At 45.6% G+C, this 26,949-nt stretch carries 23 protein-coding genes; 3 read left to right on the forward strand and 20 right to left on the reverse strand.

Annotated features, from left to right (window positions below):
- Window positions 1–14 precede the first annotated feature (14 nt).
- The gene (locus ACMXYT_RS04115) at window positions 15–2,717 is read left to right on the forward strand and encodes a response regulator (RefSeq protein ID WP_415911884.1); all 2,703 of its coding nucleotides are present in this window, start codon (window positions 15–17) and stop codon (window positions 2,715–2,717) included.
- On the opposite strand, the gene ACMXYT_RS04120 is transcribed toward ACMXYT_RS04115, so the two are convergent.
- Window positions 2,714–4,168 carry a sigma-54-dependent transcriptional regulator gene (locus ACMXYT_RS04120; RefSeq protein WP_415900354.1) on the reverse strand — a complete coding sequence of 485 codons (1,455 nt, stop codon included), beginning with the start codon at window positions 4,166–4,168 and terminating at the stop codon, window positions 2,714–2,716. The two genes, ACMXYT_RS04115 and ACMXYT_RS04120, sit on opposite strands and share 4 nt — an antisense overlap.
- A 106-nt stretch (window positions 4,169–4,274) precedes the next feature.
- Between ACMXYT_RS04120 and ACMXYT_RS04125 the strand changes: the two genes are divergently transcribed.
- Window positions 4,275–5,789 (forward strand): SpoIIE family protein phosphatase, encoded by a 1,515-nt coding sequence (locus tag ACMXYT_RS04125; protein WP_415911885.1) that lies wholly within the window; start codon window positions 4,275–4,277, stop codon window positions 5,787–5,789.
- Here the strand turns inward: ACMXYT_RS04125 and ACMXYT_RS04130 are convergent.
- From ACMXYT_RS04130 to ACMXYT_RS04175, 10 genes are all read right to left on the reverse strand, one after another.
- The gene (locus ACMXYT_RS04130) at window positions 5,777–6,499 is read right to left on the reverse strand and encodes a hypothetical protein (protein WP_415911886.1); all 723 of its coding nucleotides are present in this window, start codon (window positions 6,497–6,499) and stop codon (window positions 5,777–5,779) included. The genes ACMXYT_RS04125 and ACMXYT_RS04130 overlap by 13 nt on opposite strands.
- Window positions 6,500–6,511: 12 nt before the next feature.
- Window positions 6,512–8,605, reverse strand: coding sequence for an SLBB domain-containing protein (locus ACMXYT_RS04135; protein WP_415911887.1), 2,094 nt, complete (start codon window positions 8,603–8,605; stop codon window positions 6,512–6,514).
- Window positions 8,602–8,991: a hypothetical protein gene (locus tag ACMXYT_RS04140; RefSeq protein WP_415911888.1), complete on the reverse strand. Its 390-nt coding sequence runs from the start codon at window positions 8,989–8,991 to the stop codon at window positions 8,602–8,604. The genes ACMXYT_RS04135 and ACMXYT_RS04140 overlap by 4 nt, the downstream gene beginning before the upstream one ends.
- Window positions 8,992–9,001: 10 nt before the next feature.
- Window positions 9,002–9,301, reverse strand: coding sequence for an STAS domain-containing protein (locus ACMXYT_RS04145; protein WP_415890550.1), 300 nt, complete (start codon window positions 9,299–9,301; stop codon window positions 9,002–9,004).
- 237 nt (window positions 9,302–9,538) lie between these two features.
- A complete protein-coding gene (locus ACMXYT_RS04150) occupies window positions 9,539–10,174 on the reverse strand; it encodes a sugar transferase (protein WP_415911889.1) in 636 nt (211 codons plus the stop codon).
- Window positions 10,175–10,196: 22 nt separating this feature from the next.
- On the reverse strand, window positions 10,197–11,375 hold the full coding sequence (locus tag ACMXYT_RS04155) for a glycosyltransferase family 2 protein (RefSeq protein WP_415911890.1): 1,179 nt from the start codon (window positions 11,373–11,375) through the stop codon (window positions 10,197–10,199).
- Between the two features lies 1 nt (window position 11,376).
- A complete protein-coding gene (locus ACMXYT_RS04160) occupies window positions 11,377–12,468 on the reverse strand; it encodes a glycosyltransferase (protein WP_415911891.1) in 1,092 nt (363 codons plus the stop codon).
- Entirely contained in the window at window positions 12,465–13,964 is a 1,500-nt protein-coding gene (locus tag ACMXYT_RS04165; RefSeq protein ID WP_415911892.1) for a GumC family protein, read from the reverse strand. The genes ACMXYT_RS04160 and ACMXYT_RS04165 overlap by 4 nt, the downstream gene beginning before the upstream one ends.
- Complete coding sequence (locus ACMXYT_RS04170) at window positions 13,954–14,448, reverse strand: hypothetical protein (RefSeq protein ID WP_415911893.1); 495 nt, start codon at window positions 14,446–14,448, stop codon at window positions 13,954–13,956. Before ACMXYT_RS04170 ends, ACMXYT_RS04165 begins: the two co-directional genes overlap by 11 nt.
- Window positions 14,449–14,670: 222 nt before the next feature.
- Window positions 14,671–15,804, reverse strand: coding sequence for a beta-ketoacyl-ACP synthase III (locus tag ACMXYT_RS04175; protein ID WP_415905338.1), 1,134 nt, complete (start codon window positions 15,802–15,804; stop codon window positions 14,671–14,673).
- A 342-nt stretch (window positions 15,805–16,146) separates the two neighbouring features.
- On the opposite strand from ACMXYT_RS04175, the gene ACMXYT_RS04180 reads away from it, so the two are divergent.
- Entirely contained in the window at window positions 16,147–16,458 is a 312-nt protein-coding gene (locus ACMXYT_RS04180) for a hypothetical protein (RefSeq protein ID WP_415893695.1), read from the forward strand.
- A gap of 66 nt (window positions 16,459–16,524) precedes the next feature.
- Here ACMXYT_RS04180 and ACMXYT_RS04185 read toward each other — a convergent pair whose 3' ends face one another.
- From ACMXYT_RS04185 to ACMXYT_RS04225, 9 genes are all read right to left on the reverse strand, one after another.
- On the reverse strand, window positions 16,525–17,646 hold the full coding sequence (locus ACMXYT_RS04185) for a glycosyltransferase (RefSeq protein WP_415911894.1): 1,122 nt from the start codon (window positions 17,644–17,646) through the stop codon (window positions 16,525–16,527).
- 12 nt (window positions 17,647–17,658) lie between these two features.
- Window positions 17,659–18,390, reverse strand: coding sequence for an acyltransferase (locus tag ACMXYT_RS04190; protein WP_415911895.1), 732 nt, complete (start codon window positions 18,388–18,390; stop codon window positions 17,659–17,661).
- A complete protein-coding gene (gene glmS / locus ACMXYT_RS04195; RefSeq protein WP_415911896.1) occupies window positions 18,387–20,192 on the reverse strand; it encodes a glutamine--fructose-6-phosphate transaminase (isomerizing) in 1,806 nt (601 codons plus the stop codon). Before glmS ends, ACMXYT_RS04190 begins: the two co-directional genes overlap by 4 nt.
- Window positions 20,193–20,324: 132 nt before the next feature.
- Complete coding sequence (locus tag ACMXYT_RS04200; protein ID WP_415911897.1) at window positions 20,325–21,689, reverse strand: O-antigen ligase family protein; 1,365 nt, start codon at window positions 21,687–21,689, stop codon at window positions 20,325–20,327.
- Window positions 21,690–21,691: 2 nt separating this feature from the next.
- Complete coding sequence (locus tag ACMXYT_RS04205) at window positions 21,692–23,140, reverse strand: lipopolysaccharide biosynthesis protein (protein WP_415911898.1); 1,449 nt, start codon at window positions 23,138–23,140, stop codon at window positions 21,692–21,694.
- Window positions 23,141–23,344: 204 nt separating this feature from the next.
- Window positions 23,345–24,313, reverse strand: coding sequence for a DUF4114 domain-containing protein (locus ACMXYT_RS04210; protein WP_415911899.1), 969 nt, complete (start codon window positions 24,311–24,313; stop codon window positions 23,345–23,347).
- Between the two features lie 191 nt (window positions 24,314–24,504).
- Window positions 24,505–24,996, reverse strand: coding sequence for a hypothetical protein (locus ACMXYT_RS04215; protein ID WP_415911900.1), 492 nt, complete (start codon window positions 24,994–24,996; stop codon window positions 24,505–24,507).
- Window positions 24,914–25,813, reverse strand: a complete 900-nt coding sequence (locus ACMXYT_RS04220; RefSeq protein WP_415911901.1) for a hypothetical protein — start codon at window positions 25,811–25,813, stop codon at window positions 24,914–24,916. The genes ACMXYT_RS04215 and ACMXYT_RS04220 overlap by 83 nt, the downstream gene beginning before the upstream one ends.
- On the reverse strand, window positions 25,810–26,859 hold the full coding sequence (locus ACMXYT_RS04225) for a glycosyltransferase family 4 protein (protein ID WP_415911902.1): 1,050 nt from the start codon (window positions 26,857–26,859) through the stop codon (window positions 25,810–25,812). Before ACMXYT_RS04225 ends, ACMXYT_RS04220 begins: the two co-directional genes overlap by 4 nt.
- Window positions 26,860–26,949 lie beyond the last annotated feature (90 nt).

The following is a 26,949-nucleotide window of genomic DNA, read 5'->3' on the forward strand; positions in this document are numbered from 1 at the left end:
GTAAAGGGTGATGTATGGATGTTCAGGTACTGTTGGTAGATGATGAACCCCATATCTTGGCTTCTTTACAGCGTTTGATGCGCCGAGCAGATATCACTTTCGCAACGGCTTCATCTGGGGAGGACGCTCTACAATGGCTTAGTGAAAACAGAGCAGAGGTTATTTTATCTGATTATCGAATGCCGGGATTATCAGGTACTGAGATGCTAACTAAGGTGGAAGCTAAATGGCCTGACACTAAGCGGATTATACTGAGTGGGCATTCTGATTTTGATACGGTTCTTAAAGCTGTTCATAGTGGTGTTGTTCATAAATTCTTAGCGAAGCCTTGGAGTAACCAAGAGCTTGTAGAGCACCTACATATATCGCTTTCGCAAACAAATTTGAAAGCTGAGTCACCTTCAGTCCAACATAATGTCTTGGCAACTGCGACTGACCTATCTCCCAAAGCTACTGCTACCCAGCTACAGGTTATTTTAGACACGGTTATCGATGGTATTGTTACCATTGATGATCTGGGAAAAATTGCATCAGCAAATAAAGCTATTGAAAGGATTTTTGGTTATTCCAAAAATGATCTGAGATGTAGGGATTTCTCTCTTTTATTGCCTGAGCCTTATCGAAGTCAATATGACTATTACTTAGTTAACAATACAGGGGATGGTTTAAAAGAGCTTTTAGGGAATCAGAGAAGACTTGTTGGTGTACGAAAAAATGGTGAGGTGTTCCCGATAGAATTGAGTGTCACGGAAATGGAGATTGAAGGGCATTCAAAATTTTTGGGAATGATCAGAGATATTAGCCGTCGAGTTAGTGCAGAAAGTGAGAATGAACTGCTCATCGGGGCGTTAGAAATGGCGCAAGATGGTTTTGCGCTGTTTGGAGCTGGAGACAAGTTACTTAGATTTAATCGTCAATTTAGAAATCTATACAGCGAATATGGTGTCGATCTTTCCGGCAGTGTCACCTATGAGTCATTTTTTCGAAACTGTGTAGAAAAAGGGCTGTTTTGCGAAGCCCAGAACAACCCTGAACAGTGGATAGAACATCAGCTAGCGTTACACGCATCACTTCCGATCATTAAGCAATACGAGCTTCAGCCAAATGTATGGATTGAGATCCATGAGACGCAAGCGGATAACGGTGCAATTATCGTTTCCCATCTAAATATCAGCGAGTTAAAGCAAACCCAATTTTCTCTTGAAAAAGCGGTATCCGAAGCGAACCGTGCAAATAGCGCTAGAGGACGTTTCTTGGCAATGATGAGTCATGAGATTCGTACTCCCTTAAATGGCGTGCTGGGTTTATTGCAACTGTTACAAGATACGCAACTCGATCCATCCCAAGCTAAGTTTGTCGAAAGTGCTTTAGCGTCGGGGCAGGGCTTACTCACGATCATCTCTGATATTCTAGATTTCTCGAAGATCGAAGCCGATAAGTTAGAGATCATTCCAGCGCCATGTAACCTACGTTTGCTGCTCAGTCAGCTCGAGCAGTTACTTATGCCGCGGGTGGAAGAAAAATCTATTGCGCTCGATTTTCAGATCGATCCGTCGATACCTGATTGGATTGAAATAGACGAACAACGATTACGCCAGATACTGCTAAATCTTCTCAGCAACGCGATCAAATTCACAGACTATGGTGAGGTTAGTCTCCAAGTAGATTTACAAGTTAACAATTGCTTGGGCTTTAAAGTGATTGATACCGGCATAGGTATCCCTTGGGATGAACAAGGGCAGATCTTTTCTGAATTCACTACCATCAGTAATACGCAAAATCGTCCCTACGAGGGTACAGGTTTAGGCCTTTCAATAAGCCAAAAGCTGGTGAATTTACTGGGCGGCGAACTGCAATTTAGCAGTGAACCGAGTAAAGGTAGTACATTTAGCTTTTCTTTGGCTGTTGTCCAATCAGTTGCCCCAGCTGACAGCGTAGCAGTTACAGGTGATGTCAGATTTAATGCCACTGCTTTAGTGGTCGATGATAGTGCGACTAACCGGATTGTAGTCGAACATATGCTGGTGTCCTTGGGACTTAAAACCGTTTGTGTATCCAGTGGTGCTGAGGCGATTGCAGCCTACCAGCCGGGGCGCTTCCAGTTGATCTTTATGGATATTTCCATGCCTGATATGGATGGCTATGAGACAACTGAACGACTGCGCTTGCGAGACGATTGGGACTGTACCCCGATCATCGCTTTTACTGCGTACGTTATGCCTGAAGATAGAGAAAAGATAAATCGATATGACATGTCGGGTTATCTGGAAAAGCCGTTAGATAAAAAAGTGCTGGTTCAGGTCATTTCCCCTTTATTAGCGACTTACAAGGTTGATTCAAGTAAACAGAGTATCGAATCCGTTGTTGCGGATGATGGCACAGAATTGCTAGAACCTGACTATGTCAATCAGTTAGCACGTGATACATCAGAAGAAGTTCTGCCCCAGTTAGTCAATGTTTTTAAAGAGGATGTTGATAAAAGGTTAGAGGAGCTTTCTAACCCAGATATTGATGATGCGGTTCTCGAACGTAACCTCCATACCATTGGCAGCAGTTCCGCTTTGTATGGCTTGATGACCCTATCTAAGAAAGCCAGAAGTCTTGAGAAGGTTTGCCGAGAGGGCGGGTGCGTAAGAGCATCGCTGCTCGATTTTTTGACGCTCGCCCAGCAAAGCTTAGATTGTCTGGATCAGTTTATGTTGGAAAGAAAAGCTTAAGCGTTTTCTTTCCAACTATTCCGTTTTCGATAGATGGTAGCAGCACTGATTTTTAGATAGTGTGCTGCCGTTGGAATATTACCCCCACACAGATCAATTGCTCGTTCAATTGCTTCTCGTTCTATATCTGCCATCGGCCTGATAAGCTCTGAAAGCTGATCTTGAACCGGGCTTGATATATCTGAAGGCGCAAATGCGGGGGCAGTAGCCATCGGTTCTGGTGCCGCAGTAGCTAAACTATGTACTGCCGCTGATTGCACCGGTTTGATACAGCTATCCAAAGGAGCAGGTAGCATAGCTTGTGTGACTTCATCACCATTGTGTAGTACCACGATATTTCGGACAACGTTTTGTAACTGACGAACATTACCCGGCCAATCGTAGTTGCTTAAAATAAGCTCGGTTTCAGGTTCAAAGCGCTTAAAGCCTTTGCCTTCCTCTTCGGCGTACTGAGTTAGGAAGCTCTGTGCTATTTCGATAACATCATTCTCTCGCTCTCGTAGCGGTGGAAGATGAATCGGAAGAACATGTAATCGGTAATATAAATCTTCGCGGAAATTACCTGCTTGAACCTCAGCAAGAGGGTCTTTGTTACTCGCACAGACAATTCGGACATCGACCTTTTCGGTTTTATCACTACCGACTTTTTGCAGGGTGCCGGTCTGTAAAAAACGTAAGAGTTTTGATTGCAGGGCAAGTTCCATCTCACAGATTTCATCAAGGAACAGAGTACCGCCATTTGCAGCGCTGGCAGCACCGTCTCGATCACTAACAGCACCGGTAAAGGCCCCTTTTTTATGACCGAAAATCTCGCTCTCGATTAGATCTTTTGGAATAGCGCCGCAGTTTAATGCGATAAAAGGTGATTTTTGGCGTTCACTTCGTTGATGGATCGCTTCAGCGCAGACCTCTTTACCGGTACCACTTTCACCAGTGATAAAAATGGTAGCTTTCGAGCTCGCCGCGCTATCGATCACTTGATAAACCCGCTGCATCGACAGAGAAGAACCAATAAAGCCACAGAAGTTGTGACGATCGATCTCTTCTCGATAAGTTTCGACAATACGTTTGAGTTTTTGGCTTTCGAAGGTGTTGTTGAGTGTGGTGACTAAGCGGTCTTTGCTGAACGGTTTAACCAGATAATCGCGGGCACCCAGTCTCATCGCCTCAATAGCGGTGTTCATCGAGCAATCGCCCGTAGTTACAATCACCTCAGTGGCTATCTCTTCTTGATTTACTTTCTCGAGAATCTCTATCCCGTTCATATCGGGTAAACTGAGATCGAGGAGAATGCCGTCGAAGCTCTCTTTCTGTAAAGCTGCTAAGGCTCCCTGGCCTGTTTCTTCATGGTGAATCTGGTACGGCAAACCGGTGAGGTAGCTACGGTAAACCGCCGCCATGGAAACATCATCTTCAACAAGCAGAATACGATTAACTTCAGGTACGGGCATAGGAAATCCTCTCCAACCAAAAACCTACCCTTAGCCTATGCTACAGGGTAGGCTGTTACAAGCACCAAGTGATTGAATTTTATCCGATATCGGTTTGGGCAAGGAAATGACTGAAATATTAGGCGAATGGCATTTAAAACCTCAGTTGGAAGAAGCGCGTAGGGTGCGAGAAGAGCTCGCTACCCTATTGGAACAATTTGAATGCAAAAACAAAGATGCATTCCTGTTAGCGACCGCAGAGTTAATCGTTAATCTATCGCGCTACCCTGATCCTAAGCCAACCGAAATTGTTCTGACTTTGAGTCGAGATCAATTTGATTACTGGTTAGAACTTCGTGATAACGGTCCGAGCTTTAGTCAGTTTAGTCAGATGTTGGACGATCCTGAGGACTTAACTGCCGCTGAGAGCGGAATGGGCTTAAAGCTGTTAGCCCATTATTTTGATGACATGCACTATGTCCCAGCCTGTTATCGGGACGATGCCTGTAATGTCATGGTGTTACGCCAGGCAAGGCCGCAGGCTAAATCAGCTCTCACCGTGCTGGTCGTGGATGATGATCCAGCCTATCGCTTAGTCATTGAGCAATATTTACTACCGCAATATAAAGTGCTGAGCGCAGCATCAGTAGCAGAAGCGTTTCAATCTGTTCTCAAATATAAGCCGGATCTTGTGATCTGTGATATCCACATGCCACAGGCAGACGGTCCAGCCCTATTCGATAAGATCTCCCATATCCCTGATGTCGCCGATACGGCATTTATCTATGTGACTGGTTGTATAGAGCCTGAACTGTTAAACAAAGCCCTAAGACGTCCAATTGATGATTTGCTTTCAAAGCCCGTTAGCAGGGAACAACTGCTGAGTACCATTCAACGGGTCGTCTGCAGGCGTGAGCACCTGAGTGCGCAGATTCACCAAGAGGTGGATCAGAAAGTCACGCTAGGTCTACGGCCAAGTCTGCCCAAGCAGATCCCAGGCTATGAGATCGAGCTAAGAACCGTCAATCCAGAAGCGGGAGGCGGGGATTTAGTTCAGTTTTATCCACAAAAGGATCGATCTCTGTTTCTATTTGCCGATCTGATGGGGCATGGTTTGTCTGCCAAAGGATTTTCTTATGCCCTTGCTGGCTATTTAAGAGGGCTTTGCTCTGCTTACTCTTCGCTGGGTATAGAGTTACCCGCGTTGTTTAATCAGTTAGCCCTTGGCTTTGATGAAGACCCAGTACTCAAGAAAACCCTGGCGACCATTGCAGCAATGACTTTATCTCCAGATGGGGATGTAGCCATCATCAATGCTGGCCATCCGAGTCCTATATTGATGAGTGATACCGAGGTTAAAGATATTGAGGCTAAGTCGCCAATGCTTGGTATGGGGATCGAGGGCTATCAACAAGCGTGCTTTTCTCTAGAGATAAACGATAGGATTTTGCTTTATTCAGATGGTTTTAACGACGCGGCGGTCGAGATGCCAATAGAGCTAAAAGCAGCTATTGAACGGAGCTGTCATCTACCTTTAGCGGCAGCGGCTGATCATCTTTTACAAGCGCGTTTGAACCTGTCTGCTCCTGATGATGATCTCACGCTGATCTTGCTGGAGCGGACAGAAAGTTATAACTCCTGATTCAATAAGGTCATCTGGCTAAAACGTTTGCGTAGGTACTGCATTAGTTTCGGTAGTCTTTTTTCGAAGCGATAGGTTTCTCGGATTAATTCCTGCTGCAGCGAGGGCGCGAAGCGATCATTCATGATGATACCTGCCAGAATGGCCCCGCTATTTTTCAGCGTTTCCCTTGCTTCATCCACTTGAGATTCAGTGGTTCGTCCAGTGACTATATTTAGCAACGTCGCTTTGCTGGCCGAGCAGATGATATCGACAGGTAGATGGTTATCGTGTTGTAGCTGTGATTTTTCGGTTAATACCGGCGCACAGTCACAAATCACCATATCGAACAGATTTAGGCAACTGTTTAAAAAAAGCTTAAGGGTTTCTAGATCCCTAAACTCTACACAGTGACTCGACTGCACTGGGCAGTTTAAAACCATCAAGCCCGGTACATCGGTTTCTTGCGCGGCATGCTCCCAGTGGCCAGTTAAAGGTAGCCACTCATTATTGGTGAGTGATAACCAGTTGGCTAACTGGGGGTTACCGGTATTCAATTCTATCAACAAAACCCTTTTACCTGCCTTAGCTGCTCGCGTCGCGACAGCTAAGGCCAGTGAGGTGTTGCCTGCGTCAGATTGGGTACTACAGATGGTAAATTGCTGTAGGTTCTGGCGCAGTACGCGTGCGTAAACGGTTTCTATCGCGCTATGTCTATGCAAAGCTAACATTGTTGTTCTCCTTTACAGACCAACCAGCGTGGCAAACGATATAACAGTTACAGATTCCTGTAGGGTGCTGACAAATCGATACCAGGTACTTTGCTCTTTACCCGGTATATACAGGGTGTCTCCGGAGCGAATCACCGGTAGGTCGCGGTAATCACCGGTTTTTGCAAAATCGACAAGGTCGAATAGACGGGAGTGAGCTTCGCCATCAATACGGTTAATCACCATAATTCGATCCTGCAGAGCGCTGTTTAGTGGGCCGCCGGCTTCGGCTAACAGATCCAAGACAGTCATGTTGTCATCAAAGCTATAGCGACCTGGACGCGCAACCGCACCCAGTACACGAACTACAGTTTCTTTTGGCTTTTCCAACCAAGCACGGTCACGTTTCGGGATAAAGATCACATCTTCGTTTTTCACTGTAGGCAGCAGAGTTTCATCACCTGTTTGGAAATAGTTGTGAAGATTCAGATGGCTAACTTCCGTTTTACCCTGTTTACGATGAGTGATACGTACGCTAGATAGATCCGCCAACCCTGTAGGGCCTTGCGCTGCGGACAAAATATCAAGGAAGTTTAGTTCGTTGTTAAAGGCGTAACGGCCTGGCGCACCCACTTCACCAAAGATATAAATAGAACGGTCGCTAGACTGTCTTACCCACTGTGAGCGGTTGTCATTTGGATCTTTAGGTAGTTCTGGGATCACCACGGTATCACCGGCGCGAATGCGTGGAATCTGGCGAATATCACCGCCTTTATCTAGGAAGTGTTTTAGGTCAAAGCTTACAGACTCAGTGACGCCGTTACCTCGGTTTTGCAGAATCTGCAGGTGAGCAGTGTCAGCGCTGGCAATTGGGCCACCGGCATGGGCAATCAGATCCATCATGGTCATCTCAGATGCCCATTCGTAACGGCCAGGTCTTCTTACCGCACCGATAATTTTAACCGCACGATTAGGATGAACTTTTAACCAGCTTTTCTCATTCATATCTGTTTTTTCAGGTACGAGGATTGCATCGCCCGGAAGAATTTCAGGCAAACTACCGCGACGTTGACCATCGACATAGCCTTGTAAGTCAAAAGGAACGACTTGGCCATCAGCACGGATAATGCGAATCTGACGGGTTTCAGCAAAACGCGTTGGACCACCTGCAGTCGCTAATAGATCGTAGAAACCACTTTCTTCACCCATCTCCATAGCACCGGGTTTGAAAACTTCACCCATGACATAAACAGTACGAGAGCCACTCTGAACTTGCTCGGTTGCTTGAGGGATAAAGATCACATCACCCTGATGAATTTCAGGCATAAGGGCAGGGTTACCCGTATCTAGATATTCACGCATGTTGAATGGGAAAGGCTGACCGTTGTGGATAACACGAATCTGCTCGATACCGGCATAACGTGTTACACCACCAGCACGCATTATTAGATCCATTACTGATGCTTTTTCTTTATAGGCAAAGGTACCTGGGCGATGAACCTCACCAAATACTTTTACCGATTCACCGTTTTTACCGGCATCACCAGATGCAGTCAGTGTGCGGGCATCGAAATCGACCTGGACATTACCGATCAGTGGAGATGCTGGCACAAAGATTACATCCATAGGATTAAGAGCGGGCAGAGAACTTGGATCACCACTGTCCAGATAGCGTTTGTAATCAAATTCGATCAGCTTGTTTTTTCTACGGATCTGTAACTTGTTTAGTTGTGCACCTTGAGCCAGACCACCGGCTTTGTTAATCGCCATTTGGACGTTGGAATTAATAGGAAGATCTACTGCGCCCGGCGTTTTTACGTAGCCTAATACAGTGACTGAAAGGCGGCGTTCTTGTAAGGAAATATCAAATTTTGACAGATCCTTATAAACACTTCCAAGGCGGTTTTTAAGCAGGGCTTTGGCTTCTCTTAAGTTGCGTCCTTCGAGGTTGATCGCACCAATCTCAGGCAAAACGATCTGTCCTTGTTGGTCCAACTGAAAGCTTTGTTCAAATGCGCTTTCGCCGGGAAGCTTTATCTGGATCATGTCACCTGGGCGCAGTGTTTCAGCCCACAGGTTGCCACTAAAAAGTACAAATAAGATGAGTGTTCTGATTAGAGGGATCATATGCATGCCTCCTGAGTTAGCTGTTGGTTGCAATGGCTTTTCACTCTTAAGGAAGCAGCACCGTTCTCTAATATATGCAGTAACTTTTCTGCTTGCTCTAAAGGTAGCTGAGCTTGCATAAGGTAGTTTGCCTCATACAGCCTTCTGCTACGGGTGACCAGCAACTGAATCTCTTGATAGATCGCTGGATATTGGTCTTGTTTGCCATTTAAATTGTGTTCACTAATGACCGCTTCGCACTTATTCAGCCTTGATTGCAGAGTGGGAACTTCACTTTTAATCGGGAAACGTTCTGCCACTCCGCCTTCACCTTCAGGTACTAAGTAGAAGCAGCCAGAAGAGGTCATTAGCGTTGTGTGTAACAGTAATAGTGAGATCAATTTCATTGTTCTGGCCTCAGTCCTGAACAGTGATCGATTGATCAATACGAAGGTGCTTAAGCAGCTCTAAAGGCTGACCATGTACACCGCAAAGGCTAAGCTTGCGTTCTTTGGAGCGTAAGCGTTTGAAGAGGAAAACGATGGCGCCAATACCGGAAGAATCGATAAATTCGATTTTTCCTAAGTTAAGGACTACGTCAGATTGATCCTGAATTAATTCATCGAATTTTGGTCGAAGAATCTCTACGGCAAGAGCATCTAATGATCCTTCAATCTCTAGATGTAGTTCATTTTGTACGGTTTCTAAAGTTGGCATAACGATTCTCCTTATGTCGGTTATGACTAAGAAGGAGCAATACCTATGCCAGAGAGGTAAGATTTTGATCTGTAAGGGTTTAATGAATTTATGGTTCGTGTGAAATGAGAATGTAGTTTGCTATTCTCATTTTGCGAATCAAATTGTAAAACGTATTTTGAGTGTTGTATTTCTGGGCTTGGATGAGCTCAGAGCTATCTATTTAGACTCGCTCTGAGCTACGACCCTTTTTCACTGTTACTGCCCTCGTCCGCTCACCATCACAATCAGGGTTTTAAACATGATGCCGAAATCCGAACGGAGCCAGCCCACTAAGCTTCCAAGGCTGAGGGCATAGGCATGATCGAAGGCAACCTTGGAGCGCACATCATCAATGTTTCGGTCATAACCTTGGTTAACTTGAGCGAGACCTGTAATTCCCGGTTTAATTCCCCATGTACGTTCAGCAAAAAATGGAATTGCGTGTTCTAATTTTTGATAAAAGCCTGGGCGCTCTGGACGTGGTCCAATCAATGACATATCGCCTTTAAGAACATTAAAAAACTGCGGTAGTTCATCCAGTCGAGTCTTGCGAAGGAAGCGGCCGACTGTTGTGACTCTAGGGTCATCTTCTGTTGCCCAGGTTGCGCCGGAAACGGCTTCTGCATCTAAACGCATAGTGCGGAACTTATACATCCAGAAGAGTTCTGTTTTCTCGCCGTTAGCATGACCAATACGGAGCTGTTTGAACAAGATCGGCCCTGGTGAGCTGATATAGGTTGCCAGAGCGATAAAAGGGTAGAGAAGCAGACAAATAATCAGTCCGGTTGTCGCAACCACTATATCCATTAAACGCTTTGCAAAAATCACAGGTGTTGGAATATAACTGTTCATGATGATCTCTCCTTATACGACATTAATTTCTAACTGATTTCCAATGGCCTTTTTCTAAACCAGCTATGTAGCGCAGACATCCAGTAAGACCGTTGTAGTAACCGTTAATGACATAAAATCCGAGTTTGAAAGGTTTATATAAGATATGAGTTGGAGTTTTGTTTTCCGGAATCAGTGTGGATAAGCGTGCCAGCGCAATGCCTAGCAGTTGTAGCACAGTGAAAATGGCAAAAGCATCTAGATAGAGCGCTAGCAAACCACAGAGTACAAACTGAGCGAGCAAGATCAGTGGCATCAGGCCTCTTAGCACTTTTCCGGAAAAGAAACTGAAGGCTGTGCCGCCGAAGCTTGGTGAAAGTAACTTACTCAATCTAAGAACTTGCTGTAGGTTGCCTGCGGCGATACGGATGCGACGTTTATGATCCATATCGAGGGAGGATGCTTCTAATTCCAGACCGATTAGGTCACAGTCATATTTACCCTCATAACCCTGCTCGATAATCTGCATAGGCAGAATAAAATCATCATTGATCGTATCGGCCTGAAGCGGAGTAAATAGGTCTTGGCGTATAAAATACAGAGCGCCATGTACACCAATTGCGCTACCAATACTCGCTTCACCTTGCTTGAGCTGAGTTTGATAGTTCCAGTACTGCTTTTCACCCTCACTACCCGGAGATAAGAGTTTGTAGGTAGCTGCAACAAAACCGGTTTTAGGATCATCAAAGTGGCGATTAACCAGCTTTAACGCATCAAATGAGATCAACGCCGAAGCATCACTTAACGCCACGATGTCAGCATCAATATTTGGAATGATCTGGTTGATCAGTGCTACTTTTCCGTGGTTTTTGCGGAAGTTCAGGATATTGACATTTAAGTGAGCCAACTCAGGGGCTTCTAGAGCCTCGCGAGCGATGTCTGCTGTTCTATCCTTGCAGCCATCACAGGCGATAATGACCTGCAATTTGTCGCTTGGGTAATCCAAACTGGCGATGTTTCTAAGCTTATCCGCAATGAAGTCAGCTTCATTGTAGGCTGGTACAAAGATACATAGGCTTCTGTAATTTGGATCAGCTATATCCTTTTCTTGTGACGAAGGAGCTCTCTTATTCAGCTGATTCATGATCAGAGGATAAGCGATATGGTGATAGATAATTAAGACCCAACTTAGCGCAAATAGGCTCAATAAAAAGATAATCATTTTAAGCCTCCTTTGGTTGTGACAGTAGCTGGAAGTAAGCGTCAGCGGTTTTATGTAGGTTGCCTTTTTTCAACACGAACTCGCGTGGACTGTGACGTTTAGGCATCAGATACTGACGTAAAATGGCATGCTGAAGTGCGACACGGCTGCCAGGAGGAATCAGATCTCCAGAGTCTGGGCAAACAATGGTTTTACAGCCTCCAACATCGGTCACAATGACAGGGACACCACACGCCTGAGCTTCCAATGGGGAAAGAGGTAAACCTTCGTTAAGCGATGAAAGGCAGAAAATATCGATCGCGTGGTAGAAGGGAAGGGTGTCATCTAAGTGTCCTAGAAAAAACACACGATCATTGATGCCCAGATCATAGGCAACAGTTTTCAGGTGATTGAGCAGAGAACCATCGCCAGCTAAGACCAAGGATAAATTAGCATGGGTGTTGCTTAAGGATTTGAGCAATAACTCATGGCCTTTTACGGCTTCTAATCTTGCGGCGCAACCTAGCAAAGTTCCTTGTATCGGGAGGTTTAAGCGCTTACGGCTTTTTAACTTTTCAATTTGTGTTGGTGGACAGAAATGCGTCGTATCCACGCCATTTTGAATAATATCAGGGCGACTATTTGGGAAGTGGTGTAACAGTTCGTTAGCGACTGCTTCGCAATCGGCAACCAGCTTAAATGTCAGCGATCGGATTAAATAATCCTGCAAGCGTTTATTCGCAGATGCATTAAGGTGCCATGCATCATGTTCTGTATGGACATGAGGAAGTTTTAATAATTTGGCCGCTATGCCGCCATAAAATAGAGGACCGATATGATGAGTATGAATAGCGGTAGCGTTGATCTTTTTTAATGCGTTTTTTAATCGCAAAAATAAGCGTGGACTAATGCCCTCTTTTTTGTGGAAAAACTGCAGTTGAGATCGATATTGTTCCAGTCTTGGCCACTCTCTTACCGCTTCTTCATAACTGCCTTCTAAGCTAAAAATATAGACATCGGCTTTATTGCTTAGTTGGTTTAACAGGTCTAAAGCCATGGTCTCGATTCCACCGGGGCGGAGGTGTTGGACGATTTGTACGATTACTGTATTCACGATGTACTCTCCTGCAATGCTATAGCGTTTAAATCTTTCTCAAGCGGCGGAATTCGAACGAGCACAGGGACACTTAACATCTCAGTTAAGGTGTCTTTGCGGCGAACGGTGGTATCGAGGACTTCTGCGATTACAGCGAGCCCAAAACCCAGTCCGATGCCCGCAACAACGCCGGCAATAACAAAGGCGATAAGGGGAAGGTTGATAGGTGCCAAAGGTTCAAAAGGTGGATCGATCAGTTTTACGCGTTCATTCTCTTCATTCTTACCAAGTGATCGAGTGACTCTGGCCATCTCATGACGTTCGGCTAAGTCTTCATAGATTTTTTGGCGAACCTGAATGTCGCGCTCCAGTTCTTTTAAACGACGCTCGTGCTGGCCATAGCCACTCACACGGTTTTGTAGGTTTTCTATCTCTGTAGTTAAGGAGCTAACCTCTTTGCTTAATCGTTCAATATGGTCGTCGGCTTGCTGTAGGCGCTCTAACTGGGAAATAAGAAGTGGGTGTTGATTACCACCTTGCTCTGATTCATTGGTCGTTGCGGTAGTGGCGATCGCCCAAAGGCGTTCAAGTTTTACTTTATTGAGGTCGCCTTGGTTGAGAGCTTTCATGCTCTCCAAAATGCGACTGCGTTCTCTTTCCAAAGACTGTAACTGCGCAAGCACATGCTGTACTTGGCTATGTTCGTCGGTGTACCGCGCACGAAGCTGTGTTAACTCGGCCATCACGTTGATGATGGCTTCCTCAATCTTGCCGACCACTGGGTTCGTTTGTGATAGGCGTAACGCTAGGCTTGCTTGAGCTGCTTTAGCGCCTTCAAGCTCGATGCGGCGTTCAGCTATATAGGCTTTTAGATTGGATAAGCGCGCCACATTAGCACCATGCAGTGCGGGTAGCTCGCTGGCGAACTCATTTTTATATTCGGCTAAGGCTTTTTCTGCTGTTTGCAGATCGGCTTTTCGGGTCTCTAATTCTTTTGCTAGGAACGTTTCTGATTGAACGATTGATGAACGCTGCGGAGCAAGCACGCGCTCGACAAAACGCATACTGACAACAGACAACGTCTCTTTCATATGTGTTTTGTCTTCGGCTTTGTAGGAGATCTTAATCAGGTTGTCGCCAACCAATTTTGCGCTAAGCGATTTAGATAGCTCACCGATGATGTAGGCTTTCTCTTTCTCATCCATCTCTTCGGTAATCATCTCTCGCTGCCAAGCGACGCCCGCAAGAATATGGCGGCTATGTAGAAGAGCGTTGAGTGCTTCCATTCGATGGCGAAGGTTAGTCGCGATCGATAGATCCTCGAGAAATGGGTTATGTTCAGAGGCTTCTTGAAACAAGATCGTGGTGGTTGTTTCATATTTTTTAGGCGACAGAATACCGATCGCCAAACCAATAAATGGCATAAGCAAAATAGGCAGCGCGATTAAATAGCGACGCCTCCATCCCGCCCATAGGATGGACGCGATGTTTTTGACTAATGCGCTACGAATCATGGTTAGCTACCGTTAGGTTATTGGTTTTTTTGATCAGCACCTGATTTGGCGCTAATGAAGGGGATAAGCGCATATCGGTTTTCTTGGCGCGCTTTTCCAGAAAGTTACTCACAGCGTTACAACGGTTGATACCTACACCGACCGCTACAAACCGATCCGCACTTTCACTCGGTGAGCATTCGATACTGAGTTTTGAAGGCTGGGCATTGGCATATTCGTTGAGGTTATCTTTTTGTTTCTCATCTAATGCCACGGTGTCATCTGCGAAGTGCAAAACAAGTTCACGAGGGACGTGGTTATCTGCGTAACCTTTCTCGCCGCGGGCACGGGAGAGAAGTTGGTCTACGCTGATGCTTTCTTCTGCTACAGGTGCGTCTTCGGAGCCTAAAAAACCTATATCCATGGTTTTTAGTGCTGCAGTACATCCTGTTAGTGAAAAAAGGCTGCAAGTAAACAGGGTGGTTGCAATGAACTTAGAGCGCATGGTCTATCTCCTGAGCAAAATTTTGTTATTGCTCAAGAAATTGCAGCTTTCAGGCCAACCTAAATGAAATGATCTGCAAGCCCCATGAATACTAGGGTTTCGTTGTTTGTGGAGAGGGCTATTTATACGGGGTGAACTAGGCTTTTTGAGGTTTTTCTCAAGCTGATTCTCAAAATGAGAATAAGCTTGAGAGATCTTTCAGAGGCGGTATCTTTTGCGAAATTAGCGCTTTCTAATCACTAAGCTACCGATGGAATAGCCTGCGCCAAAGGAACAGATAACGCCTAAATCACCTTTCTTTAGGTCGGATTGGTATAGGTTGAATGCGATAAGTGAGCCGGCAGAGGCTGTATTGGCATATTGATCTAAGATGATCGGCGCTTCCTCTTGCGATGCTTCTCGCCCTAATAGTTTTTTACCGATCAGTTGATTCATATTGATATTGGCCTGATGAAGCCACCAGCGGGTGACTTGCTGGTTTTCAATCCCCAAAGACGCGAGCTGGGTCGAGAGGTGTTCTACGGCCATAGGACAGACCTCTTTAAACACCTTTCTTCCATGTTGAATAAAGAACTTATCCTGCCCGAAGGGATCACTATCATTGGTGTAGGCAAGGTAACCAAAATTAGAGCGAATATTGTTGGAGAAAAGCGTCACGGATTTGGTACTTAGTACATCGTAACTTTCTTCTGAAGTGCAGCTGTCGGCATTCTCCATTACGGTAGCGACAGAGATATCACCAAAAATGAAATGGCTGTCTCTATCGCGCCAGTTATTCTGAGGTGATGTTAATTCTGGATTGATGATCAAAACAGCTTTTGCAGTCCCAGCGGTTAACATCTCATAGCCTCGTTGCAAGGCAAATGTGGCAGAAGAGCATGCAACCAACATATCAAAGGCAAAGCCCTGAATCCCCAATGCTTGCTGAACCTCGATCGAAATAGCTGGGTAAGCTCTTTCGGTATAGGAGCAAGCAACAATCACAGCATCAATATCAGCCGCGTTTTTATTCGCTTTTGCGAGTGCTTTTTTCGCGGCTGCTACGGCCATTTCTGCTTGATGGGAAAGCTGATCATTATCCCGTGGCTCAATGTAAGGGCGCATTCTTTCTGGATCAAGCGCGCCTTCTTTGCGGTAGACAAATCTGCTTTTAATACCTGACGCCTTTTCGATAAATTCGGCATTAGATAAAGGCTTAGCTTCGTACTTACCAGCAGCGATCTCTTCGGCATTTTGCTGGTTATAGTTATCGGCGTATTGGTTATAGGCCTCTACTAATTCTTCGTTGCTGATACTGTATTCAGGGGTCCAAAGACCGAAACCGCTGATGACGACTGAGGAAGGGATCGAATTCATAAAATTGTCTCGGCAGGGCAGGTTATAGGGCTGTAATGGTTATAAAAGCCAACGTTAGATTGTCCCGTTAAACATAGCTTATGCCATTAACATAAGCGTTATTTTTTACTGGCAAATTCCTTCAGTTATTAAAGTTGAACTTTAAAATGGCCACTGCCTATGGGTCGCTTCTCACTATGAAAATAATTCCGAAGAGATTGCTGTCCATTTCTCGCTGAAAATCCTATCAGGCACTATTGTTTGTGTGTATTAGGAAGGTTTGTGATCGTCCGTCGGATAGTTAAATATCAAAAAAATTTAACTCGCCGTTCTATGGAGCCTTTTCTAAAGGAGGGAAGGAGTATGATGCTTGCAAGATGGCATATAGATGCGAGGTTTGGACACAAACAAACAGTGATTGATTCATTGTCTCGGTGGTTTGAAGAGATTGGCAGTCAAATAGGATGGACCTCTGACAAAGTAAGAATTGTCACAGGGTCTGTAGGTGCCAAAGAGTCTGTTGTAATTTCTGAAGTGGTGATCTCGGGATTAACCGAACTCGATGAGTCTTGGCAAAAATTAGGGGATATAGAAGCTCACAAGACGTGGAGTAAGGAACTAGAGCCTTATATTGTCTCCGGTTCACAATATTGGGAAATTCTTAGAATCGTCTAATCTGACGATTCTCTTTTTCAGGGGAATTAGATGCGATGATCTATTCCCCTGAATAATGGTGATTTATTAAAGATCATTAAGCATCTCTTTTAAGTCCTCAGCACGTTGAGTCCAGCTTTCGCGGTTTACACGATTGCGGCGGATCTCTTTCATCAGTTCTCTGTGCTTTTCTGTGTTACCTATCTCTTCGATAGCCGCAGCAAAACCATCAGCCGCATTGCTTACTTTTACGAGATCTCGATAACCGTCTAGCGCAGGGAAATCAGTACTTACCACTGGAGAGCCTGCTGCAAGATATTCTCGTAATTTCAGCGGATTGCAGGCTTCGATTTGTTCATTACGAAGGAAGGGCAGCAAACCAACATCCCAATGCTGACTATAGTGAGGCAGCTCATGATGAGGTTTAGGGCCTAACCAAACAATATTGGGCTGTTTTAACAGTACACTGATATCGGTGTGTGCTGGGCCGATCAACACGAAGGTCCAGTGGGGTAGGCGCTTAGCGACTTCAATGTAAAGCTCTTGGTCAAACCAGCCTGCTAGCGCACCATAAAATCCAGCGACAGGACCATCAGGAAGGTCGGATGCACGTTCTGCGGGTTTGCCGAACATCTCGCAATCGACCCCATGGGGTAATACCAAAGTTTTTCCTGCTGGGAACTTCTCGGCCAGCTTAGGGCTTGCGGCAATAATTAGCTGACATTTTTCAACTAACTCCTGTTCCATTTTGGCGACTGGTGCATGGTCCACACCATCTAAGGCCGAAAAGTCATCACCACAATAATAGATGGCCGCGCGTTCGCCCATTTTGCCTACAACATCTACTGCTGAGGGGAGTGAAGTCCACAAAATTGGAGCTTCGCTTTGATCCTTCAGATAAGGGCGAAGTTTGTTGGTGAGTAACTCTTTATTCACTGTTCTCGCAAGAGAACTACCCGGAAACGGTAATGCCATAGGATTTACCAAGCTGGGGTGTGCGCCAGATAACTTAGGCTTAGGAGCCTGCAGTAAAGCCTTGAGCTTATTCCAGATGCGGCTCATATCACGCAGATTCAGCCTAGGTCTTCTTAAGCCTAAGGAGTTTACCCATAGCACTTCATTATCGGCTAAAAGGTGCTTCATCAAATGCTGGGTGCTACTAGGGTGTCCACCCCAGTCCTCACCAAAAACTAATAGATCGATATTCATGTGATCTCTCCTTTACGCTACTTTGCATGGTTTAGGTCGAGATAGCGGTTTGATCACTTTTGCTGGTACGCCGGCTGCAATCACAAAAGGTGGTAAGTCTTGAGTCACCACACTTCCAGCAGCGACGATAGTACCTTCACCAATCGTGACCCCTTTCATTACAGTGACTCCAGAACCGAGCCAAACATTTTTACGAAGGATGATGTCACCAATTTGATCTTCCGTATCCGGTAGCCCTTTGGCACGAGCTTCTGGATCCACAGGATGACCAGGGTAGCCCGCTAGAAAGCCTCGGCCTGCAATACGGACGTTATCTTCCAGAACAACTTTGGTACCGACAGCGATGGTGGTTTGCCATGCGATACCCACGTTGTTGCCGATAATTAATTGTGGTGTTTCTTTTCCACTCCAACGGCCGGAGAAAGTGGTCTGGCCGGAGATACGACAGCGATCACCCATGCTTATATTAAGGCTACCTTGGACAAGCGGCATGCCACCGTAGAGATACAATTGGCGACCAGCTTGGCTTAAGCGGGTCTTAAACATTGGTGTCCAATAAAAGACCCGTGCAAGCCCACTGATAAACCCAGTACATAATGTGTGCCCCATACGAATCGGTTTAAACACTAGATTTACCGCCGGGATTTCGAAATTGTGCAAGGTGTAATGACAGGCTTTTAAAGTACGGGCCAGTGGATGATTACCTGCTTTAACCCACTGTTTAAGCCCTTGTAGTTTGTTCATTCTACTGTCACCGATTTAGCTAGGTTTCGAGGTTGATCCACGTCGGTTCCTTTCGCCAACGCAGCGTGATAAGCGATGAGTTGCAACGCGATGGTGAACAAAATAGGCGTTACAATCGAGTGAGCATTAGGTAGGGTTACGGATTCCACTTCTAGGTCTTGTAGCGAAAGTATGCTTTCGGAATCACCTAAGAAAATACAGCGACCGCCACGGCTCATGACCTCTTCCATATTGGCTCTGGTTTTATCCAGAAGTTCGTCGTTAGGCGCGATAACAAACACCGGCGTGCCTTCTTCGATTAGGGCGATTGGCCCGTGTTTGAGCTCACCTGCGCTAAAGCCTTCGGCATGGATATAGCTGATCTCTTTGAGTTTAAGCGCGCCTTCCAAAGCGATAGGGAAGTTAGAACCACGGCCGATAAAATAAGCGTCTTGGCAATCTTGCATCGATGCGCCGATCGACTCGAATAGGGATTCTTGCTGCAAAACCAGATCGACTTGAGATGGCATAGTTGATAGCTCTATGCTCAAGTTTGATGCTTCGCTTAGATCAATCATTTTGCGGCAGTATGCGGCGCGAACGGCCAAAGTAGCTAACACCGTTAACTGTGCAGTAAACGCTTTGGTTGAAGCAACGCCGACTTCGGGGCCTGCTTGGGTCTGCATACTGAAGTCTGTTTCACGGGCGATGGTACTTTCAGCAACATTTACAATACTAATGGTCTTTTGTCCTTGCTCTTTGGCATAGCGCAGCGCGGCCAAGGTATCCGCAGTCTCGCCGGATTGAGAGATAAATAGAGAGGCGCCCTGCTTGCTCAAGAGGGGAGAGCGATAGCGAAACTCGGATGCAACTTCGACATCAACAGGCAACTTCGCAATTCGTTCAAACCAGTATTTCGCAACCATTGCGGCATAAAAAGAGGTACCGCAGGCGATGATATTCAGTCTGTCGACTTGGCTAAAATCTATCGGTGCTTCGGGTAGTACTCTTTGTGTGTGATAGAAAGTATTGCGTACACTATCTGCTTGCTGGTGGATCTCTTTATGCATGTAATGACGGTGGTTTTGTTTGTCCTGAGTGTGATCCTCTGCCTCGAACAACTGCATTTCACGTTTAATAGTGCGACCAGAAGCATCGACTAGGTTGAAACCATCACGCTCCAAGCAAGCTTGATCACCTTCTTCCAGATAGAGGATATGCGTAGGTGATCCACTTAATGCCAAGGAGTCAGAACCAAGGCTCATCCCTTGTTCGCTTTGACCTATTACTAAAGGGCTACCGCGGCGAGCCGCGTAAACATGTTCTTCGTCACCTTTAAAAAGCACACCTAGAGCAAAAGCACCTTGAAGATGGGATAGAGCACGGTTGAGTGCTTTTTCAGGTTCATAACCTTGATGTAAGAAAAGACTGATGAGATGAGGGATTACCTCAGTATCGGTCTGGCTTTGAAAGACAAAGCCTTCACTCTGCAGCCACTGTTTTAAATCGATGTAATTTTCAATAATGCCATTATGAACCACGGCAACATCATTATTAGAGTGGGGATGCGCGTTTAGTTCGTTGGGTTTACCGTGAGTTGCCCAACGGGTGTGCCCAATCCCTGCACAACTGGATAGATCCATCTGATCGAGTTGGTTTTTGAGGTGCTGTAATTTCCCTTCACGCTTCACAGTAGTGATGCCATTAGGTGCAAGGATCGATATTCCCGCAGAATCATATCCGCGATATTCGATGTTACTTAATCCTTGCAATAACTCAGGGACAATGTCGTTGTGATTAATCGAGCCAACTATTCCGCACATACCTAATCTCCTGCAGATTTTTTAAGTTATATCTAGATTTTGCAGAACTTGTGCCAGATTTATAATGCAATTAATTCAATGGCTTAGGTTGTTTTGAGTGGGCTGTTTAATCCGCTTTTCGCAATATGCGAATCACTTTGCTAATTGACGTTTTTGATATTGAGACAGGGCGATAGCGACAGATAAAAGAATATAGATAGGCCAAGTAAAACCCATCGTCAGGAAGGTGCCGGAAACGCAGAAACCCGCTAATCCAGCCTGAACCGATTGAGCACAGGCATACAGAACTGGCGAGTAGGGTTGATTGGGTCTCGGGCGAAAATGTTGAACGGTAGTCAGGCTTATTTTGGCAATGCTGGTGATGATGGCGATAAACAGGATAAAACCAAGAATGCCGGTCTCGGCCATAACGCCAAACCAGGTACTGTGTACCGCATGGTTTTTACCATCCCAGTGAGGACTGTATTCAAAGTAGTTAGAGATAAAGTTATTTAGACCGACGCCAGTAAGAGGATGGTGAATTGCCATGCCCATCGCTGCTTGCCAAGCGTAGATTCGTCCCATGGCTGATTCATCAATTCCCTCTTCGTGGGAACCGCCTGACGCACGATCACTCACACCTGCCAGCACAAACAAAATACTCAACGCACAAATGCCAGCTCCGATAAGCAGCATCTTGTTTTTGACTCTGTACCAGGCAAACACAGCGCCCACGGCACAAATGCCTAACATGCCGCCGCGGCTTTGAGTGGCGATAATGGCGCAAAAAACGGTGAGAAATGCGCATAAACTGAGTAGCTTTATGGTTTTGCCAAATCCGGGTGTCATAAAGCTGGCTAGGGCAAAACTGGCTGGAAATAAAAGTACGAGGGATAGGTCATTAGGGTCACCCAGCATGGAACCTATACTGCGACCAATAGTGACACGAGTACCTTCAACTATCTCTAGTCCCATCTGCTTGTTATAAAGTGCCACCACGCCTACCGCAATACCGCAAAACATCATGCTGATGATTAGCACTTTAAATTGAGATTCCTCTCTTAGCAGCCAGCTAATCGCGATCAACATTAGCGCAATTTTTACATAAGTCCCCGTTAGAGAATTAAGCGCTGCATCTCGATTCGTCGCTAAGACGGCACCGATAACGACTAAGAAGAAAAAACAGATAAATAGTGATTGCTCGCGACACCAGAACACTTGTATTCGCTTTGTAATAAGGTTGATAGAAAGAGAGCCCAAGGTTGCGATAGCAAGTAACTGCGGGATTTTTAGTGGGTATAACTGAGGGAAAACCTCATGCAACCTAAAGAAAGAGAATGCGATAAATGCCAAGCAGAGTAAGAAGGGCAGGCGTAAACCGATCAAAACCATCAGTGGTAGCAGAGCAATAGCACTGACTGCGGGGTGAGGTATGAGATACCAAGCCGCAGTGAGCAAACCGATACAGGTGAGTGCTACCAGGATTTGTGAGCCATTGCCCTCTACTCGAAGATTCATCGCTATGACCTATTTAGTAGTTGAGTCGTCATACTCAGAACTTTATTCGGGATAGGGATCAGTCCCACTGCAGTAGCTGTGGCGATAAAACCAACTATGATTCCGCAGTTTTGCAGTAACACTAACCAGCTTAAAGGCGCTGATGAAATAAGGCTGATGCAAAGAACACCTGCGGCACCTGTGAATAACAGACGGCGCAATTGGTATGGCAGCTTTAATGATCGCTGACTTACCCAGTAAGTAGCTGCCAAGCGACTACCTAGCGCTAGACATGTGGCAGCAATTGCCCCCCAAGCATGGAAGATAGGAATCAGGGTTAAGTAAGCAATCAAAGCGATTATGGCAGCAGCGCCATCAATCATTGCCGGACGAACAGTGGTGTTTTCACTCATTGCGCCAAAGGCCAGTGTTGAGGTCATGTTATGCACAGCCGCTAAGGCCGCTAGCCAAGGGATAAAAGCGATTGAGTCGTGATAGGTGGAAGGGGTTAGCAGGCGAACCATGGTTGGGCCTGCCGCAGCGATGAACAGTGCTGCGCTAATGGCGATAACTACACCCAAACTACCGATTTTGGCGCAGCGAGTTTTGCCATCGTCTTCTTTAAGGCAACTAAAACGACGGGCATGCCACCATAGATCAAATGGCTGAATAAGCACGGCTGTAATCAGGCCGAATTTAGCAGCTAGGGCATACTGTGCCATCTCGGCGGTACCTACTGCATCAGCCAAAATCCAGCGGTCGAAGCTACCTAATACAAAACCGGATATCCCAACAAAGATTAGCGGGCCACCGTAAATGGAATAGGTTTTAAAGCGTGAGAATTCAAAGTTAATACCTGTATCTTTTAACTGCTTCCAGATCAGCCAGCTACATAGCAAAATAGCAGAGGCGAGTGTCGCGCAAAGTACGCCTGTTACGCCGAAACCCATAAACAGTAGAGGTACAGCAATCGCTACCTGCAGTGCCACCCGACCTGCGGTTCCTATTAGATACGACCAAGCCATACCAGACATACGCAGCCATGCTAGTGGAATCAAAATGGTACCGACCATAGATAAACTGGCGAGAATCAGGCGCGTATCCAGTTCGGCAATATCCCCTGGTAGTAAGCGACTGATAGGGCCTGCGAACAGCTGGCCTAATATGAGTGCCAAGGTGCCAAGGCAGATCGCCATACCAAAAATATTGGCACTGGCTTTACGTTTTTCTATCTCATTGTCGGCACTGCCAGCAAAGCGAAACAGCGTTTCAGCCAAGCCCATACCGATCACGATACTTAATAGATCAGCCAAGGTTTGTAGTACGTCGAGACGACCATAATCCTCTGGGGTTAAAAAGTGGGTGGAGACGGGGACCATGATTAAAGCCAGCCCTTTGGAGAGAGCGATGGCTGAAGCGTAGATCAGACTGTGCTGAACTGCGGTGGGTAAATTAGCTATACGTTTTAACATGGTAAGCCTCCTTTCATTCAGATACTCAAGAAAGGAGCGAATTACAGGCCATATTTGATAAAACCTTTCAATTCAGTTGCTTAGTATTAACTTGGGGTGTCAGACTGTGATGAGTAAGGCCAAGAAAAGCTGATCTTTAAATTTTGATTCGCAAAATGCGAAAACGGCCCGTAGGCCGTTGTCGCTAGGGGTGAAGTATTCAGCCTAGGCTGATTTAGTTGGTTTACGTCTTAGAGTGAAAAAGCAGAGTAATGCTGTTAACAAACCGGCACTGCCGCCGCCCAGCGAAGGCGCAGGCGCTGCCTGCAAACTGATCACGGTTTCTGTGGTAGGCACGTCCGCATATAAAGCGGTTACCGGGTCTGTTCTGATGCTGAAAACCGCATCATTAAAGTCATTATCGCCATAAGGCCTTACCAGATCCTCAAAACCTAAAATGATATCGTCTTCAGCAGATAGGCTACTCATCATCGCGACATGACGCGAGTACTCATCCGCGTTATCGATGGTTGCAAAGCTATCATTTTCAGGGTTCAAGAAATCGATAGTGTACATAGTCAAAGGATCAGAACTGGTATAATCCCACCCTTTGACTTGACTACCATCCCAAGCATTTTGCAGTAGGAAGAAACCGACATTCGTACCAGCTTCAAATACTGTGCCCCCTTCCATGTCAAAAGAGGTGCCATCAATATTGGTTATTTCTGCACCACCTAATGTCACAGTGTCACCCGCGTTTAAGGTACCTCCTCCCCCTGTTTCGGATACATTGTTAAATATCATCCCAGTTTCTATACCGGATAGGTTCTGCAACTCGGAGATACCTATGTGGCCTGATCCGTCTAAATCTATGTCACCAAAGGTTAAGCCATCAAAGGCATCATCGGTAAAAGTAAAATAACCTAAAGAGTTTCGATATCCGGCTCCTTCGTCTAAGAAGGTGATAGAGATATGAGCATCTTCTTGCAGGGTTAAATTAGGATCATAGGATGTATTCAAAAATTCCTGATTAGCCACTGTACTCTCAGGCAGTGCTGTTTGGACTTCGGTGAGTAATCCCTCTTCAAGTTGTATGTTTACTAAGGAATCTGTTTCATCCTCAGCGGCGAAGGCATTCTGGGCGATAGAAATCATCACTCCTGTGAACACCATACGTCTTATTTGATGTTTCATATCTCCTCCTCGCCATACCTGCATGCATTTAAGGTTTAACTGATATAGCTTTTAATATTGCAGCAAGAGCCGTTCCACATATCTTTTTATCTATAACTTATTGATTTTTTTGGTTTCGATTCTTTCTGTGAACGTTGCTCATTTTTAAAATGACTCTCAAATTGATAATTTTTCGCATTATGAAAACGGCATCAAACAATGATACGCGCTACTTTTTCTGCAATCTGACAACCACCAATTTCGACAAAAGCTAAAACCGCAGGTTTAGCAGTTGCTTTAGATTCAGTGGAATAAATGAACTTGGACACGCCAGTTTTTATACGGTCGATGGTGTAATCCAGTTGTGGAAACTCAGGGTAGATCTTTCCTCGGAAAATAACGCCAAAGCGATTCTCTTCAGCTTTAATCAGGCGTTTCAGAATATGGCTGCCTTCGGCATTCCTGAATAACGGAAGCAGGGCTATAGAGCCATCACATTGCTGATCTTGAAAACCACTGACTTTATAGGGGCCTTGGTTAGCTGCCTCGATCGTTCCTAAATATCTAAGCGAAGGGATATCTAGCGAAACGGCCCCGGGTTGCTCCTCAAGAGTGCCGACATTAATGGTTTTTAATGTTTTTAAACCGAGTGAGAAGCTGGTGGATAAAATCAGAACCAGTGGAAGTAGAATGGCCATTTTCATAGTTATCTCTCCTACGAACGCAAATTAATGTGACGATAAAGGTAAATAATTCGATGGCAGTAGCGCCAAACCCATCATGTAAAAAACTGTACCAGTCGTGATCGATCGTCATGGCGGATAGACGAAGCCCGTTAATGGTGAGCACTACTAGAGCTAAAATAACGGCGTGTTTAATATCTCTTCGCTCAAGTTCGCCATGTTTTAATAAACTCAGGGTCAACCACAGCAGCAACGCCAGAGACATATTGGTAAATGCTGAACAACCTGTAAGGACAAGTAAGCTAAAGCCGTTGGCTTGCACGATCGTATTTCCTGCAACCGCAGCTTCAATCTGAAATAGGGGTAAGAACAGACTGCTAAACCAGGCATCGAAGGTTAGGATTTGGTTAGCAAATAAGGTCAGACTGAGCTGGCAGCAAGGCTCCCTAATTGCCATTGCAAACAGGATCGTGGCTGCAATTCTGTGTTTCTCCTGCAATGGGTGGCGTAACCATAACCATGCAGATGTAGCGGCGACCAGCCAACTTAATAGGGCGTTAGGAATCAATAGTAATCCGCATAAAAGAATGCCCGCATAGATATAAATGGGCGTCGTTTTTACCTTGTTAAAACGTACCTCTAAGGTCAGTCTTAAACTGATAAAAAGTACAACCCAAACAACAAAACTATGTCCTAAGCCATTAAATACTGCAGCATTGAACGGCTCACTTAATAGCGTTCGAATCACTTCTGGTAGCAGTGCATTCAGCACCGCTAAGTAAGTTATTAATGGGAAGAACAGTGTTTCAGCTGACGCTTTGCTAGCTAAACTTCTCATAATGACCTCCTGTCGAACTTAAGGTTTAAGAAGCCTTTGTGGTGTGCAGCTTGTGCGTAGATCTCTAAAATTGAAGGGATAACAGTGCTATCGCTGTAGTACTTACAGATTCTGTGGTGAGCTGCGATCGACATGGCGGCTTTCTCTGTACCCGATTGGGTCCACCAGTTTGCAATCACTTTGCCGAGCGCGTTTTCATCACCTGCCTGCACTAACCAACCGGATTTATGATCTTCGATCAGATCAGGAATAGCGCCTAACCGATAACTAGCTACAGGGATACCACGACTCATTGCCTCCAGTGCTACTAAAGGCAGGCCCTCACTTTTACTCGAAATGCAGAGCAGACCTATATCATCCCAATGCTGATCCATCTCGACCTGACCAAAGAAGTTGAGATGGGGGTACTCGCGTTCTAAATCGGTTTTGAGTGGACCATCGCCATAAACATGGCAGGGGAGTTCCTTAGGTAATTTTTCTGTAATTCGAGCAAAAGCTTCGGGCCCTTTTTCGTCGGAGAGTCGGCCGACAAAAGCGACAGCCTTACCGCGTTCTGTTTGCAGTTTGGCGGGGGCTACAAAGTTAGCGATCTGTTGCGATGTGATAGGCAATCGAGAAGAGATTTCATCACTCACGCTAAGCACGCGGTCAGCTAAGATAGATGTGCTGTAGTCTAACCAGCTATAAAACCTTAATTTACCTTTACCCAGGTCCCCAGAATGAAAAGTGGAGATCACCGGTGTTGAGGTTAGCTTTCCGAAGATACGTCCAATAATCCCAGCTTTATAACCATGGGTGTTCAAAATACTGGGGGAGTGAGTGAGTAGCTTATACAGCTCTTGGTAGCTACTTAAACATCTGTAAGGGAGCCCCTCTTCAGTTAACTTATCTTTTAGAGGGTGCGCGCCAAAATCTCGCATAAAGATAACTTCGCTACGGTAACCGTTTTGGTTTAACCAGCGAGTGAGGTTAAGAATATGGCTCTCGATCCCGCCTTGATGGCGACTATCAACCAGTTGATAAATAAGCCAGTCATGAATAGACATAATCCCTTCCTCCTATATCGCTGAGATTGTTCATCCAGATATCAGCAAGGCCTAGGCCATTCAAAAGCTTCTCTAGTAAAAACAGCTGCT

The organism is Neptuniibacter sp. QD37_11, assembly GCF_047778105.1.
Lineage (GTDB): Bacteria > Pseudomonadota > Gammaproteobacteria > Pseudomonadales > Balneatricaceae > Neptuniibacter.

Coding starts and splice junctions, on each gene's coding strand:
- ACMXYT_RS04220 (WP_415911901.1), bottom strand. CDS start 25,813: ATGAGAAGTTTAGCTAGCAAAGCGTCAGCTGAAACACTGTTCTTCCCA.
- ACMXYT_RS04125 (WP_415911885.1), top strand. CDS start 4,275: ATGACTGAAATATTAGGCGAATGGCATTTAAAACCTCAGTTGGAAGAA.
- ACMXYT_RS04150 (WP_415911889.1), bottom strand. CDS start 10,174: ATGAACAGTTATATTCCAACACCTGTGATTTTTGCAAAGCGTTTAATG.
- ACMXYT_RS04200 (WP_415911897.1), bottom strand. CDS start 21,689: ATGAATCTTCGAGTAGAGGGCAATGGCTCACAAATCCTGGTAGCACTC.
- ACMXYT_RS04225 (WP_415911902.1), bottom strand. CDS start 26,859: ATGTCTATTCATGACTGGCTTATTTATCAACTGGTTGATAGTCGCCAT.
- ACMXYT_RS04120 (WP_415900354.1), bottom strand. CDS start 4,168: ATGCCCGTACCTGAAGTTAATCGTATTCTGCTTGTTGAAGATGATGTT.
- ACMXYT_RS04185 (WP_415911894.1), bottom strand. CDS start 17,646: ATGAATATCGATCTATTAGTTTTTGGTGAGGACTGGGGTGGACACCCT.
- ACMXYT_RS04180 (WP_415893695.1), top strand. CDS start 16,147: ATGATGCTTGCAAGATGGCATATAGATGCGAGGTTTGGACACAAACAA.
- ACMXYT_RS04215 (WP_415911900.1), bottom strand. CDS start 24,996: ATGAAAATGGCCATTCTACTTCCACTGGTTCTGATTTTATCCACCAGC.
- ACMXYT_RS04175 (WP_415905338.1), bottom strand. CDS start 15,804: ATGAATTCGATCCCTTCCTCAGTCGTCATCAGCGGTTTCGGTCTTTGG.
- ACMXYT_RS04190 (WP_415911895.1), bottom strand. CDS start 18,390: ATGAACAAACTACAAGGGCTTAAACAGTGGGTTAAAGCAGGTAATCAT.
- ACMXYT_RS04140 (WP_415911888.1), bottom strand. CDS start 8,991: ATGAAATTGATCTCACTATTACTGTTACACACAACGCTAATGACCTCT.
- ACMXYT_RS04205 (WP_415911898.1), bottom strand. CDS start 23,140: ATGTTAAAACGTATAGCTAATTTACCCACCGCAGTTCAGCACAGTCTG.
- ACMXYT_RS04170 (WP_415911893.1), bottom strand. CDS start 14,448: ATGCGCTCTAAGTTCATTGCAACCACCCTGTTTACTTGCAGCCTTTTT.
- ACMXYT_RS04115 (WP_415911884.1), top strand. CDS start 15: ATGGATGTTCAGGTACTGTTGGTAGATGATGAACCCCATATCTTGGCT.
- ACMXYT_RS04210 (WP_415911899.1), bottom strand. CDS start 24,313: ATGAAACATCAAATAAGACGTATGGTGTTCACAGGAGTGATGATTTCT.
- ACMXYT_RS04135 (WP_415911887.1), bottom strand. CDS start 8,605: ATGATCCCTCTAATCAGAACACTCATCTTATTTGTACTTTTTAGTGGC.
- glmS (WP_415911896.1), bottom strand. CDS start 20,192: ATGTGCGGAATAGTTGGCTCGATTAATCACAACGACATTGTCCCTGAG.
- ACMXYT_RS04145 (WP_415890550.1), bottom strand. CDS start 9,301: ATGCCAACTTTAGAAACCGTACAAAATGAACTACATCTAGAGATTGAA.
- ACMXYT_RS04155 (WP_415911890.1), bottom strand. CDS start 11,375: ATGATTATCTTTTTATTGAGCCTATTTGCGCTAAGTTGGGTCTTAATT.
- ACMXYT_RS04130 (WP_415911886.1), bottom strand. CDS start 6,499: ATGTTAGCTTTGCATAGACATAGCGCGATAGAAACCGTTTACGCACGC.
- ACMXYT_RS04165 (WP_415911892.1), bottom strand. CDS start 13,964: ATGATTCGTAGCGCATTAGTCAAAAACATCGCGTCCATCCTATGGGCG.